The following is a 14757-nucleotide window of genomic DNA, read 5'->3' on the forward strand; positions in this document are numbered from 1 at the left end:
TCACAGGCGAAGGTTTCCCTACGCATAAAGTGCCCGCTCAATGTCAAACAAGTACAACACTTTTTCATTCACTTGTATGTGTAAAATCGATTCAATCGCCTCACTATAAACACGTAGTTGTACACCATAACGGCCTATAAGTTCCTTCGATAACGCTGGCTCCTCCGCAAATTGGGCACTGATGCGGTCTGTTTTATAATCGAGTAATATCCAGTTGCCATAAACATCCTCAAACAAGCAGTCCACAATCCCCTGTACGATCTGCGCGTCACCGTCTTCATCGACACGACTAATGGTAAATGGCATTTCTCTACGAATTTGCTTTGCATTTTTGAAGCGTTGTCCAATATCAGTTGTAAAGAAACGGAAAATCTTCTCACATGGAACAATTTTGCTTTCTGCCTCCGTTAGCAACTGTTTTGCCACTAACTCCGCTACAAATTGCTCAACCTCTTGCACTGTTGAAAAACCACACTGTGGTACATGCTGCATAGCTGTATGGACAGCCGTTCCCATTTCTGCGCCTGTTAGCTGCTTATCCTGTAAAAAGGCTGGTCTTGGTGCAATAGTATCCTTGTCTTTTTTAGGTGCAGTAAAATAGTATTCTGGCTCTTCTTGACGTTGTAAACTTTCTACACGCTTGATTTCACTAACGGATGTTTTCGAGCGTTTCTGTGTCGATTTTTGAAATGCATACTGCGCTTGGAAACGAGCAGTAATTTCTGCAAGTAACTCTGCATCCTCTGGTGCTTCTAGCATCTGCTGTACGTCGCTGTCGAGTGCTTGCGTGTCATACATAAAATGATAGGTTGGAATTGCACGGATCCACCAATGCGATGCATCTTGTCTAGCCTTATATGGAGAACTTGCGATTGATGCAAAATCAGCATGTCTTGCAACAGCAGGTCCAACCCAGTCAAAATAACTATTTGCACGTGCACGTAAATAATCTTGCAACGGTGCATCCACAGCCAATTTTTGAGCGTCCTGCCATGCATCACGTGTTTTACCCCAGCTTTTTACTGATCCTACTAAAATAAGTCTTTCCTTGGCGCGTGTCATCGCTACATATAATACCCGCATTTCTTCGGCTCTCATTTCAAGCTCTTTTTTCTCTTTCATCGCAAGAAACGGTAAAGAAGTATAGGTTATGCGATTTTCTGGATCAATTGCCTTGACCGCAAGCCCATAATCTTGGTCGAATAAATATGGATTGTGAAAATCCATTTTATTGAAAGGACGTCCCATTCCTGCAACAAAAACAACAGGGTACTCTAACCCTTTGGAAGAGTGGATGGTCACAAGTCTTACTACATCATCTTTTTCACCAATGGACTTTGCCGTTCCTAAATCATCGCCACGTGTTCGCATCCGGTCTATAAAGCGTAGGAAGCGGAATAAGCCTCGAAACGACGTTTTTTCATACATTAATGCTCGATCATGTAAAACACGTAAATTTGCCTGTCGTTGTTTACCATTTGGCATTGCCCCAACCATTTCATAATAATGCGTATCTAAGTAGATTTTCCAAATTAAATCTGACAAAGATCCTCGTCGTGCTAAATCTCGCCAGTTTTCAAATGCCAGCATAAAACGTTGAAGCTTCTCAAATGTTTCAGATTGTACACCATGTCCTTCACTGCGAATAAACTGCCTTAATGCATCGTAGAACGGTGTTTTGGTATCCGCTAAACGAATTTTGGCTAACTCATTTTCTGTTAAGCCTACAAAAGGGGCTCGCAACACAGAGGCTAGTGGAATGTCTTGATAAGGATTATCTACAACCTTTAGTGTATTGAGCATAATCATCACTTCAAGTGCATCAAAATAACCTTTAGATGACTCTGCATAAAGGGGAATTCCAGCTAGTTTAAATTCTTCCACTAAATCGGTTGACCATGTCATCGAACGCATTAATATAACAATGTCACTGTATTTTAATGGACGCTCTGTTGCTGTTTTCGTATCGTATACTGTTGTGCCATCTTCCATCATTTGGCGAATTCGATCAATAATAAATCGTGCTTCATACTGTGATTTTTTTAGTTCCTCAAGCTCTGAAGCCTCACTCATACTCTCGTCCTGTTCTTCATCCAATGCCTCTTCCTCGAGTGGATGTAAAATGACGAGTTCAACAGGTACCTCTTTATCGTCATATGGTGCTGCTGGCTTCAATGAAGCATTGTCATCATAGTGTATTTCCCCAACACGTTCGCCCATAATTTGCGCAAATACAAAATTTGTAGCGTCTAAAACTTCGCTACGACTTCGGAAATTAGCATTCAAATCAATGCGCATGCCAGTCGCATCGGGATCCTCTGAAAATTCACCATACTTTCGCATAAAGAGCTTTGGCTCTGCTAAACGGAAGCGATATATACTTTGTTTTACGTCACCAACCATAAAAAGGTTGCCATCTTGCTCTTCACCTAGCTTGACCAATTGCAAAATCGTTTCTTGTAGCATATTCGTATCTTGATATTCATCCACAAGCACTTCCTTGAAACGTTTTTTCAAATCTAGTGCAACAGGTGATGGCTGCAATTTACCATCTACCTCTTCCGTTAAAATTTGCAGTGCATAATGCTCTAAGTCTGAAAAGTCGATAATTCCCCGCTCTAATTTTGCCAAACGGAAATGCTCGTAAAAAATAGTCGTCAATTCAACTAACGTTGCAATCGTTGGTGCCATTAGTCGAATTTCTTCAAGCAGACGGGCAGGTGTACGGACAAAATAGGTTTCTTTGAGCTTATTCATGATCTTTTTAGCAGAGTCACGCTTTTTCTTTGCCAGCTCCTGAAGCTCTACATCGACTAAAGCATCCTTTGAAACACGCTTAAGTGTCGACCACTTCACAGTTAAAAAGTAATCAAATAGCTGTTGCCACGTTCCTTCTTGACTAATCCGAATGCCTTCTTGAATCATAGCAAAATCAATTTCTGCCGTTTCAGCATATGGAGCAGGACCATCTGGCTGAAGCGTAATAGCCCGCATTTCAGAAATTAATACGAATGCTTCCTCCAGGCTATGCTTAACAGTCAATTTCACATATTTTGATAACTCTAAATCATCAATTGTCACATCATCCGCTAACTTATATGTTTTTGGTAAGCTTCGTAACCATTTTTTCGGTTCAGCATGAACGCGAGAAGTATCATAAAGCTTACTCATTAATGTTTCAATCGCCTGATCATCACGATCTGATGTAAAGCTATCCACTAGTCGATAAATGGCGTTGATTTGTGCTTCATCTTCCGTATCGTAGGCTGATTCTAGCACATCAGCTAAAATATCATCTCTAAGCAACGCAATCTCTGCTTCATTCGCTATCCTGAAACCTGGGTCTATATCGAGCATATAAGCATACTGCTTCACAATAGCTAAACAGAAAGAATGCAATGTTGAAATTTGTGCTTTGTTGACAAGACTCAACTGACGTCGCAAATGGCTTGACGTCGGTTTTTCTGCTATCGCCTTCTCAAGTGCCTCTGCCATACGATGGCGCATTTCAGCTGCCGAAGCATTGGTAAACGTTACAACTAGTAATTCATCCACATTAATTGGGTTTTCTGTTGCCACAACCTTCTCAATCATGCGATTAATAAGCACTGCTGTTTTACCAGAACCAGCTGCTGCTGAAACAAGGGTATCTTGCCCACTTGCATAAATCGCTTTCCACTGATCATCTGTCCAAGTGACATTTGCTGGCTTCAAAGGTATTTGCTGCACCATGTTAGTTCATCTCCTCCCGAATTTTTTCGACAACCTCTACCGGCTTTACTTGCGGTAGCTGACGATAGCTTTGTTTACCATCGGATGGGTCAAATTGGCACACTGATGCAAATTGACAATAATCACAGGCTGTTTTTGATTTTAGTTTATACGGGCTAATGGCTGTGTCCCCTGCTAAAATACCATTCCCAGCTTCTTGATGCTTACGACGCACAAAATGCTGCAAGTTTTTCATATCATTAACAGGCACAATACGTGATTGTGATTCGGACGGTGTACCGTCCTTTTTCATATAGACAGGTATGATTTGTGAGTGCCCACTTGCTTCCTCAAGTTGCTCGTCCATCGATAAAATAGCTTCTGGATTTTCTGTTAAAAGCCCCTTCATCTTATATTGCTTTAAACGATCTTCTTCAATTTCACTATCACTTAAGTCTTTATCAAGTTTTAGCATTGGATTATGGACGTGGACATAAAGCACACCAGCAGGCTCTGCATCACCAGGTAGCCAATAGGATGCATTTTCCATCGCTACATCTAAATAAGTTAACACCTGCAACGATAGGCCATGATATACCTCGTTCAAATCTAAATCACGAGCAGACGATTTATAATCGACTACACGTAAATAGGAGCGATTATCTATAGATGCACTATCTACACGGTCAATACGACCTCGCATAAACATTTTTTTGCCACCATGTAAATCAATTTCCAATGGCGGAAGCTGCTCGTGTTGCCCTGGTCCAAACGATGCTTCGATGGCAATTGGTTTAAAATGAGAAACATTCGCGTGCTGTGTCAGTGCCATCATCGTGCGCTCTACAATACGTATAAGCTTGCGCTGAATATAACGGTAACGGGCACTAGATAGCAAAATTTGATGTGAGAATACGGGCACAATTTGCTCTACAGCCTGTCGTGCAAGCTGTTGAATTTGCTGCTTTGTTAAACGAATCCAAGATAGTTGTAAACGATGCGTCTCCTCTGTAATCCATTTCAATGCCTCATGGAATAAATCACCCATGGCAAATGTTTCTAAACGATATTCTGCTCGTTCTTCCAAACGTAGCCCATACGTTGTGAAATGTGAAAAAGGACAGCGGAAGTATTTTTCAATCCGAGACACACTTGATGTTAGCTTACGACCATATAACTCTTGTGTAATGTAGCCTTCCAGTGGTTCTGCCTCATTTTTATGTGTAATTGGGTGCATTAGTCGATGTAAAATTAATGCCCAATATGGATCTTGCTCATAATATTTTTGTAAAGCTACCCATTCTGGTGCTAGCTCACGGCTATGCTCTGCTTGCCGTAACTGTAGCGTTAAATGGGCTAATGCTGTACGAGGATGTCGTAAATACGGCAATACATTATTATCAATTAATTCAATTGGATCTATTACTACTCGCTCGACATTTACCCCGCTTAAAAGTCCTGCCGTTTTATCGTTTCCGATAATTTTCTTAATATATAATGAGGATAATAACGCTTTTCCCTCTTCATCTGCCGTCGAATAAGTCATATAAAGCTTATCTGACGGTGTTGTAATTGCACGATATAGTAAGAAGTTTTCCTGCAGTAGCCTATTTTTAGATGTTGGGGCTAACTCATAGCCAATATGCATAAACCATTCACGTTCCGTATCAGACAGCAATCCTTCATAATCCATACGCGTAGGATAAACGCCATCGTTCATTCCGAGAACAAAGGCAACTTTAATATGCGATAAACGAGCTAAATCGACTGTAGCCACCATCACTTCATCTAAAGTAGGTGGAATGCGAGAGAATTCTAACGTATCGAATCCTTCATCTAAAATTTTTGCCGCTTCTTCCACTGACATTTCTTGCTCACCAAACATGTAAACAAACTGATCGAGTACTGCAACCCATTCTTTCCACGCTTGATCATGCTCACTTGCAGCTAATGCTTCTCCTCTATCAATTTCACGATCTTTCATGATTTGAAGCTTGTCATATACTTGAACTTCTTCTACAAGCTCATATAACGCAGTTGCTACATCTCTACCAGTTGTCGCTTGCATAAGCTTGTCCTGTAATGCTTTTAATGGTGGACGGATTACATCACGAATTGCCTCAATTTCTGTCTGCATCGCACGCTCTTCATCCGTTTGCACACGGGAATGGAATTCAAGACCTCGATATTTTTTGTAAAACCAACGAGCATCTTCAAACCAGCGTTCTCCGTATATTCCTTGTGCTAAACAGTAATTTTCTAGACGATCTGCACGCTCCCGCCAAACACTTTGCTCAGCATGCAACGGGAAAAATAAATCTGTTTTTACACTTCTAAAAAGCGGTTCATATTTCCAATTAGAAGTAATAACCTCCAATGCAGACCGACTAAACTCAATTAATGGATGATGGAGCATCGTTTTTTTTGAGTTCACAAAAATAGGAATGTCATATTGTTGGAAAATTGTTGAAATAAGCGAATCATATACATCTGCTTGTCTATAAAGTAACACTATATCTTGATAACGATAACCCTCCTGTCTTGTCAGCTTCGTTATTTCCCGGGCAATGGCGTGAATCTCAGCCCGTCGATTCGACGCTTCAAAGACCTTCACATCACCTGTTGAATTTTTCGTTTTTGGCACCATATTTTCAAATGTTGCTTCTACATGACGTAAATCTTCTGACTGGAATCGATGTGTTTTGATAAAATGCAACGGTGCATCTACCTCAATGCCATTTTCCTGTGCTATATCATGCAAACGCTGATTTGTAATTGCCGCTTCATTGAAGAGCGCTTGCTCATCGTAAACTTCTTCTATATGGTCAAACGGCAGTACTACGGTTACTTGCTTTGACACCTTTAGCAATTCTTTTACAAGCTCGAGCTCTCTTACAGTAAAGGCAGTAAAACCATCTATATAAATTGTCGCCTGTTTCATCGTCTCTGAATATTTCAACTGCTCTGTTAAAATCGGATAGTATCCCTCACTATCGACATAAGTCGTGCCAAGTCGTTCTTCTAATGCTTGTAAAACGATTTGTAAATCATTTGTTTTAGCCTGCAATGTATTCGGTGCATCAATAGCCTTTAAAGAAGCTGTCACTTCAGCTAATACCGAACTGTTTACACTATAACGGCTAAATTCACATAATAACGATTCGATTTCCTCGGTAAAGCCCCGTTTACCAGCAGCTTGTCGAAATAGAGAGAAATCACTTTTTTGCTCCTCTAGTAATTTTCGAATAAGCATCCGATAACCATAGCCATTTACTTCTTGGCGAGCGATACCACCTGTTTCTTGTAGGACAAGCCAAGCCAAACGTTTAAACGTCATCACTTGTGCACGTATTAGCCCGTGTAAGCCATGTCTATTTGTAAGCTCATATTCAGTTGAATAAGACATTTGGTCAGGGACAATGATAAAAATAGGGTGACCTAATGGATCTGTAGATAATTGCTCGACTATTTCTCTATGAATAAACGCTGATTTTCCGGTACCTGCACGTCCTGATACAATTCGTAATGTCATTCACTTTTCCCCCTATTCGAAAAAAAATCAAATCTATGATAAAAAAATTATTGTAAATGTTTTACTATAATTCTCCAATAGTTAAACTACTGCTAAATGAAATAAAAAAGACCCTCCTACCATTTTACATGATACAAGGGACTGCATGTGCAGATTCAGCCTAGAAGATTATTGATTTTTCGTCATTTTTCGCACACGTTTCAAATCTCTTTCCACTCGCGCATTTAATCGCTTCTCTATTAGCTTGCCAATGCACCATAACAAGACAATGGCTACACCAGCACTAATCAGTCGTATCGGACTTGTTAACAGCGATTTTAAATCATAACCAAGAACACTCATACCTAAAATCATCACGAATTTTCCTGCTAATAGCACCGTTAAATAATATTTTTTATGAATATGAGAGAGTCCCGCAACTATATTGACAATGACTGAAGGAGTAAATGGAAAGCACAGCAATACAAACAACGGGCTAATTCCGTTCATATCAACCCATTTGATAAGCTTTTGTACCTTTTTCCCTCGCGTTACAAAACGCAGCTTCGGATGCTTTCCGAAATGTCGAACAAGCAAAAAAACTGCATATGAGCCAGCTACTGAACCTAACCAAGATAATAAAAATCCTATCCATAATCCAAACGCACTCGCATTTGCGACAACGAACACAACTAGCGGTAAAAAAGGAAAAAAAGCCTCTAAGAAAGGTAGTACCACACCTATTATTGGGCCTAGTGTTCGGTATTGTGCCGCAACATGCTCGATATTTTCTACAGTAAACCATTCATTCACTATTGCCACCTCTACTTATATTGCAAAATTACATGTAAAATTGTAAGTTCTTCTGAAGCGTTTTGATATTCGTGTGCTTGATGCCCAGAAAATACCAAGGTTTCTCCTTCAGTTAAAGTTTCATGCATTACGCCAGCAGAAATAATAGCTTGTCCATGAATAACAGTCACAGTTTCTTCTACCCCTTCTGTATGGGCTTCACTCCTGCTTCTCGCCCCTGGCTCCATTTCTACCTTATAAAATTCCCAGCCACGTTCAGGATCATAAGGAATAATTGAATAGACTCGATAACGCCCATCGTCTTCATCAACATGTGGCGCATTTTTACTGCTAAACTTCATAAAATGGGCTATCGGTGGCTGTAAAAGAGATGAAAATGATATACGTAAACCTGCCGCTATCTTCCAAATTGTTGAAACAGTCGGATTCGCTTCACCTTTTTCAATTTGGGCGAGCTGTGCTTTACTAACTCCTGATGTTTTAGCCACATCATCTAAACTTAAACTACGTTGCTGACGTATTTTTTTTAATTGGAATGCTAAATTTCGACTCATTTGTTCCATCTTGACTCACCATTTCCTATTGTTTATTTTATCAGACATATGTATACTTTAATAAACATATGTGAATTATCATACTATTCCATTATAAGTATACATGGAAATTATTTTGAAAGGATGACCTATTTATGACAAGCACAACAGATCTTCATAATGAATCAACAACCTCTACAGACGATAGCTTCCTACAAGGAGTAAAAGATTGTGTACCTACTTTACTCGGTTATATTAGTATAGGACTGGCATTCGGTGTTGTAGGTTCCGCTTCTGGTCTATCTGTAGTTGAAATCGCATTACTAACAATTCTCGTTTACGCAGGTTCTGCGCAGTTTATTTTTTGCGCACTTTTGCTAACGAGTAGTCCAGCCTCTGCTATCATTGTAACCATTTTTGTCGTAAATCTACGTCATTTATTAATGAGTTTAACATTGGCACCTCATTTTACGCGCTATTCTATGCTACGAAATGTCGGATTTGGGACATTATTAACAGACGAAACATTTGGTGTAGCCGTAACCAAACAAATGCAAAATGGTAAATTACATGGCAAATGGATGGATGGACTGAATATAACAGCATATGCATTTTGGATTTTATCTTGCGTTGCAGGTGCTTTTTTAGGACAATGGGTGGCAAATCCCGAACAGTGGGGCTTAGACTTTGCATTAATCGCCATGTTTGTTGCTTTACTAGTGCTACAGCTTAGTAGCGTTGGAAAAAATAAAATCATGCATTACCTTATGTTAATTGGCTATATGGTTGTCATTATGTATGGCTTATCTTATCTCGTTCCTTCGCATTTAGCTGTGCTACTTGCAACTGTTATTGTAGCAACGATTGGGGTGGTGACAGATAAATGACGACAACAGCTTCTATGATATGGCTTATTATCGGTTGCGCATTGGTTACATGGTTACCCCGTATTATTCCGTTTATGTTTGTGCGCAGTGTGAAACTGCCAGATGTAGTTTTAAAATGGCTAAGTTTTATTCCAGTTTGTATACTTAGTGCCCTTGTTATCGAAAATTTATTGGATACTGAAAGCAAAAGTTTCGTTACACTGGATTGGCCTGTTTTTTTAACTTTTGTGCCTACACTTATCATTGCACTAGTCACAAAAAGCTTATCGATTACAGTTGTGGCAGGCGTTATAATAATGGCTGCCGTAAGATTCATTATGTAAAAAAAGTATTTTTCATTTGCTTTTTCACTATAAAAAAATCCGCTGAGACGCTTGCGAAAGTAGCACGAGGTGTAAGACGAATCAATCCATATAAGGATGAGTTCGTCTTACACAGTGCTCGCAAATGCGACGCGGATTTTTATTTAATACTGAAGGAGTTAGGAAGTCTTGAATGACAGCCCTCCTTATTTTTTTTGCATTTTGCTCGCGAACCAAAAACCAAAAGTTAACGAAAAAGCATCAACGACAAAAATAATAGGTGGGGAAGTATAACCTGCATATACTGAAGCGGCAATAAGTGCTATAGCTAACCCTAACGCCACATAACGGTTATACGTAATACGCGTAAACAATAACACGAGTAATGCTGGGAAAAATAATGCTAGCATCATTTTCCCATATAGGTCTATCATAGTTCCCTCGGCTCCGCCAACAATAACCCAATTCGATAATGGTCATTGCTGTAAATTACATGCTGCGTAAGGCGAATTTCGTTATTACGGTCTAGCACCTCTAAACGACAATGTGCAGCATTTAATTGTAAAGCTTCATATAATTCAACTTCTGTAGTAATCGTGTGTCCATTTACTTTACGAATACATTCCCCTGCAAGTAAGCCCATTTTTTCTGCTGGCGAATCAGGAAGCACAGCAGCAATAATAGCTCCCTTTGTACTTGGCGCAACCGCATACGATTCCGTTTTATCTTGCAAAGCATAATAAATTGATATGATGATTCGAATTAATGCCCCTACTGCTAATGTTATATAACCTATAATCGGTGCCAAAAATGATGCAAGTCCACCTATTAAAATCAGCTGTCCTAACAATAAGACTGAGCGCCCTATTTTCGGCAACTGCACAACGGGTAATTCTTTCCTTAACAGCTTTGAAAAACCGATAACTACAGGGAATAATACGAATGCAAAGTGATTCTCTCCCAATGTAAACTGCGGCCAATATGGCAGTGATGATGGGATGATATTACCTGGAATAATAAAGAAAATAGGTAACACCCAGACATTCTTTGTTCGATAGACGATAGCCTGCATGCCACGTTTTGTATTTTCGATAGCAGGTGTGATAACTTGTTTAGCAGTACGGCGAATAAGCATGCCTTCTACTATTACACATAGCCCTGTTATGATCGTAATTGTAACAATAGCCCCTGCTAATAAATCGACGCCTTCCAATGTAAGCTTCCACCAGGAGAACGACCAGTTGAACTGGTACATCGCCCATAATGCAAGAGTCGCGATTGCCATTGTGTAAATTGGTGACAATACATTGATGAAAAATAACAAGAGACCTAGTAAAGATATAGCCATTAAAATTAGTAAAAATGGTTTGGGTACAGTGAGCCCGAAACCTAGACTTATTAGTGAAATGACTAGTGCATAAGGCCATCCACGCTTCCATTGTCCTATCAGCTCTGACCAACCCCAAATAATACGTCTGTTAAAAAATCTTCGCTCTTGCTTTACACGTCTATACCCTAATAAGATAGCAACCACTATCGCAATATAAACTACTGGATTAAGTAAAAAGCGGCCAATCGCTGTTACAATTTCTATTAATATGTTACTAACCATACGAACACCCGCCGTTTCTGTCATGAATACTATGCATTCATTGTATCAAACGACCACTGTCTTGCGTAGTAGTAACTGGTAGAAAGCTTGTTATTTCCCATCAATTTTACTAGATTTATAATATCTATTGCTCAATATTGTGCAACAGGAAGCTTGTTGCCATTTGGAATTGTAAGTCATTTTGACGATCTTCTTTATAAGCCTTTAACGTTCCATTTAAACTATTGAAGAACGTAGAATCTACATATACATCATTTTCTGCTGGCGGTAATTCCTTCTGCTTACGATAAAGCTTTACTGCCTCTTGAGTTGTCTCATCTAAATAACCATCTAATCGGTCAATTTGATAACCAAGCTTTTGCAATGCTTTTTGTGTATACGCGATTTCCTCGCTCATATTGCCCACTTTGAATTGCCCTGTTAAAGGATGCAGTTGGAACGCAAATAACTCGTTTTGTTCAATAACTAAACTAGCTTCAATGCCCTTCCCGTGGATCCATTCACGTTTTGGCGTAAGCCACTTATTTGTTGATAGCTTCAGTTCTCCCCCATTTGCAAGAGACCATGATTCCTGTACTGTGCCCTTACCAAAACTTTTAACACCGACAAGGGAAGCACGATTCCAGCCTTTTAATGCTCCACTGAGTACTTCACTAGCCGATGCACTACCACCATTTTGAATAATGACAATCGGAATTTTATTCATCGTAGCTAAATATTTTTCATCAAAGCCTTTCGATTCAGTTTTTAATGGTTCCATAGCCCCCTCTGCATTTTGCATATAGGCAAATACTTTACCATTTTCTAAAATTGTACTTAGTAGCGCTGCGACGCTATGTAAATAGCCTCCAGGATTATCCCGAACGTCAACAACGAGCCCTTCTACATCTTTGCGTAGTAGCTTACTTGTTTCTGCAACCCACTCATTTGCTGTCTTCTCACCAAATAACGAGATTTCTATATAGCCTATCGAAGTATCCTCTACCTTCACTACCTCACTCGTTACGGTTTTATTGGAGATTGCAGCACGTTCCATCGTCATTTTAATATGCTTATCCTCACTTGGACGATAAACAACAATTGTAATCTTTGTCCCTTTGTCACCTTGAATCAAATGCATTAGTTCACTCATTGTTTTCCCATCTACTTTGACGCCATCAACTTGTACAATTTCATCGAGAGAGCGCATTCCAGCCTTTTCTGCTGGTGACGAACGAACAGGCGACACAACAATAAACTTCCCATTGTTTTCTGTCAGTTCAATACCGATACCAACTCTTTCTTCTGCTAGCATTTGTCGATGTTGCTCAGCCTCTTCCTTCGTGTAATAGGTACTATACGGGTCCTTAATTGCATCTGCCATACCGCGTAAAGCACCTTCTACTAATTCTTCTTTTTTAGTGCTATATACAGATTTATTTTCGATTAGTTGTAAAGCTTCGTTAATCGAATCAACTTCTGCGACTTGCACTTTTTTCTCTCCTCCATCAAAATCAAACAAGTCAAAGTAAAATCCACTACCTATCAATAAACTGCTGACAAGTACCCCGACTCCTGCCGTAATTTTGCGCAAACCTTCCCTCCTCTGTCTCTTTACTCTATGAATTTATATTTTCAAACATACAAAATAATGTTTTGGAATTCTAAATAAGCTCACGGATTGCTTTTTTCAGAATTGTTTGGGTGCCTGGTACTAAAAAACCCACTGTGCGTCCCGCAGAAGTCTTCGTGAATTTTTTACTGGGGTATATATAATAAATCTACTAGCAAAGCTTTAAGAATTCAGAATTGTTTGAGTGCCTGGCACTAAAAAACCCACTGTTTGTTCCCGCAGGAGTCTTCGTAAATTTTTTACTGGGGTATATATAATAAATCTACTAGCAGTGCTTTAAGTATTCAGAATTGTTTGGGTGCCTGGCACTATAAACTAATCTAATGCTTCAACAGTGTTTTTTAACATTTCGACGTTCATTGGGCCTTCTATCGCTTGCTGAATAGTCCCAGTTGAATCAATGAAATACGTTGTTGGAATCGTAATGACCTGATAATCTGAACCAGCAGCATTTTCTGGATCAAGTAAAATCGGGAATGTAAGTTCAAAACCATCTCTAAATGTCATAACTGAATCAATTTTCGCATCAGCTGTTACGTCTCGCTCGGCTGACGTTAAATTGACTGCTAAAATTTCAACATTGTCCTCTTTTGCATATTGATCGTAATAATTTTGCATATGTGGCATTTCAGCTTTACACGGTGGACACCATGTTGCCCAAAAATTTAATACTACTTTTTTTCCGCGTAACTTGCTTAACGTCACTTTTTCACCATCTAAATTAGTTAACGTGAAATCTGGCGGTGTATCTCCTTTTTTCAACCCAATTGTCCGTTCCTCTACTTTTTTACCAAGTGAGGCCGTTTCAATTTCGCGCTCTTTATCGATTTGCTGTTTAACGTATGTACCAATCATCGCAGCTATTAACAACACCACTATAAGTAACCCAATATTTTTTTTCATTCTTTTCCTCCCATTCGTTGAATTCCTATACCTAACATAAGTAGTAGGAAGCTTACTCCAACAGCCGGTTGCCAGAAGCCATTTGGCTGTAAAACAGCAACGATTACATACCCAGCTGTATACACTAATAACGCTAGAGTTGTTTCTGTTACTTTCCATAATATGATAACCGTTAGTATGCTTAGCACTACCAAAGTGATGAGTTCACTTTGGAGCGAATTGTCATTCAATAATACCACGAACCATTGATAAATAGATTGCGTTAAAATGATTGCCCAGCCACTTGCAGTTACGCCTTCAAAATCGAATTGTAGTTGTTGTCGCTTCCACCACAATTGAAATATAACGGCAACTGTTCCTAATAAGACACCGACAGTTCCGCCATTAAAGTAAAGAAGCGTTAATGGTTGTGAAAGGACAGATTGAAAGTCCGTAATAACGACGCTAAATTTCCAAACAAGGATAAAAGTAAAGATTGCATCACCGTATACCCCTGACCATATTTTCGGGAATTGTATTCGTAAGACAAGCCATACGATGATAAATGCTGCTAATAATGCGACCGCCGTTGCTGGTAAAGTTAATGCACGAATTGAAAACCACTCAGTATTAATCACCTTAACAAATCCTCCACAGATATAGATAATTTTAGCATAGCATAGATACTTTTATGAAAACTTCCATTTCACACTGTATTCAAAAATTTTTCTAAAGTTTTTAGGGAATAGTCATTTTTTGAGCATTTCACTAGAAAATACCCCATATCGTATATAGTAATAAATATTTCTTTCGAATGCACGCTATAACAGAAAAATTCTCCTTTTCATTTTGTCACTTACACGCAAAAAAGAGCCGTCTCACTATGAGACGACT

At 39.3% G+C, this 14757-nt stretch carries 11 protein-coding genes; 2 read left to right on the top strand and 9 right to left on the bottom strand.

The features are described 5' to 3' along the window. Positions 1-18 precede the first annotated feature (18 nt). The 4 genes from addA to ACQKNX_RS15515 all read right to left on the bottom strand — a co-directional run bounded on the left by addA (position 19) and on the right by ACQKNX_RS15515 (position 8598). The gene (gene addA, locus ACQKNX_RS15500; RefSeq protein WP_427429643.1) at positions 19-3732 is read right to left on the bottom strand and encodes a helicase-exonuclease AddAB subunit AddA; all 3714 of its coding nucleotides are present in this window, start codon (positions 3730-3732) and stop codon (positions 19-21) included. Position 3733: 1 nt separating this feature from the next. Continuing rightward, positions 3734-7243, bottom strand: coding sequence for a helicase-exonuclease AddAB subunit AddB (addB, locus tag ACQKNX_RS15505; RefSeq protein WP_427429644.1), 3510 nt, complete (start codon positions 7241-7243; stop codon positions 3734-3736). A gap of 168 nt (positions 7244-7411) precedes the next feature. After that, a complete protein-coding gene (locus tag ACQKNX_RS15510; protein ID WP_427429645.1) occupies positions 7412-8035 on the bottom strand; it encodes a TVP38/TMEM64 family protein in 624 nt (207 codons plus the stop codon). A gap of 11 nt (positions 8036-8046) precedes the next feature. Continuing rightward, complete coding sequence (locus tag ACQKNX_RS15515) at positions 8047-8598, bottom strand: helix-turn-helix domain-containing protein (protein ID WP_427429646.1); 552 nt, start codon at positions 8596-8598, stop codon at positions 8047-8049. 125 nt (positions 8599-8723) lie between these two features. On the opposite strand from ACQKNX_RS15515, the gene ACQKNX_RS15520 reads away from it, so the two are divergent. Then, a complete protein-coding gene (locus ACQKNX_RS15520; protein ID WP_427429647.1) occupies positions 8724-9455 on the top strand; it encodes an AzlC family ABC transporter permease in 732 nt (243 codons plus the stop codon). Further along, entirely contained in the window at positions 9452-9778 is a 327-nt protein-coding gene (locus ACQKNX_RS15525; RefSeq protein ID WP_427429648.1) for an AzlD domain-containing protein, read from the top strand. The genes ACQKNX_RS15520 and ACQKNX_RS15525 overlap by 4 nt, the downstream gene beginning before the upstream one ends. A gap of 185 nt (positions 9779-9963) precedes the next feature. Here the strand turns inward: ACQKNX_RS15525 and ACQKNX_RS15530 are convergent, their stop codons facing one another. From ACQKNX_RS15530 to ACQKNX_RS15550, 5 genes are all read right to left on the bottom strand, one after another. Further along, positions 9964-10188, bottom strand: a complete 225-nt coding sequence (locus ACQKNX_RS15530) for a CsbA family protein (protein ID WP_427429675.1) — start codon at positions 10186-10188, stop codon at positions 9964-9966. Further along, complete coding sequence (locus ACQKNX_RS15535; RefSeq protein WP_427429649.1) at positions 10188-11369, bottom strand: PDZ domain-containing protein; 1182 nt, start codon at positions 11367-11369, stop codon at positions 10188-10190. Before ACQKNX_RS15535 ends, ACQKNX_RS15530 begins: the two co-directional genes overlap by 1 nt. A gap of 124 nt (positions 11370-11493) precedes the next feature. Then, positions 11494-12942, bottom strand: a complete 1449-nt coding sequence (locus tag ACQKNX_RS15540; protein WP_427429650.1) for a S41 family peptidase — start codon at positions 12940-12942, stop codon at positions 11494-11496. A gap of 354 nt (positions 12943-13296) precedes the next feature. Next, positions 13297-13884, bottom strand: a complete 588-nt coding sequence (locus tag ACQKNX_RS15545) for a peroxiredoxin family protein (protein ID WP_427429651.1) — start codon at positions 13882-13884, stop codon at positions 13297-13299. Further along, complete coding sequence (locus ACQKNX_RS15550) at positions 13881-14501, bottom strand: hypothetical protein (RefSeq protein ID WP_427429652.1); 621 nt, start codon at positions 14499-14501, stop codon at positions 13881-13883. Before ACQKNX_RS15550 ends, ACQKNX_RS15545 begins: the two co-directional genes overlap by 4 nt. Positions 14502-14757 lie beyond the last annotated feature (256 nt).

Source organism: Lysinibacillus sp. NPDC093712 (assembly GCF_050280025.1).
In the GTDB taxonomy this organism is placed as follows: Bacteria; Bacillota; Bacilli; order Bacillales_A; family Planococcaceae; genus Lysinibacillus.

What these genes read in the sequence shown, in the direction of transcription:
- addA (WP_427429643.1), bottom strand. Translation starts at nt 3,732, where the DNA reads ATGGTGCAGCAAATACCTTTGAAGCCAGCAAATGTCACTTGGACAGAT.
- addB (WP_427429644.1), bottom strand. Translation starts at nt 7,243, where the DNA reads ATGACATTACGAATTGTATCAGGACGTGCAGGTACCGGAAAATCAGCG.
- ACQKNX_RS15515 (WP_427429646.1), bottom strand. Translation starts at nt 8,598, where the DNA reads ATGGAACAAATGAGTCGAAATTTAGCATTCCAATTAAAAAAAATACGT.
- ACQKNX_RS15520 (WP_427429647.1), top strand. Translation starts at nt 8,724, where the DNA reads ATGACAAGCACAACAGATCTTCATAATGAATCAACAACCTCTACAGAC.
- ACQKNX_RS15525 (WP_427429648.1), top strand. Translation starts at nt 9,452, where the DNA reads ATGACGACAACAGCTTCTATGATATGGCTTATTATCGGTTGCGCATTG.
- ACQKNX_RS15535 (WP_427429649.1), bottom strand. Translation starts at nt 11,369, where the DNA reads ATGGTTAGTAACATATTAATAGAAATTGTAACAGCGATTGGCCGCTTT.
- ACQKNX_RS15545 (WP_427429651.1), bottom strand. Translation starts at nt 13,884, where the DNA reads ATGAAAAAAAATATTGGGTTACTTATAGTGGTGTTGTTAATAGCTGCG.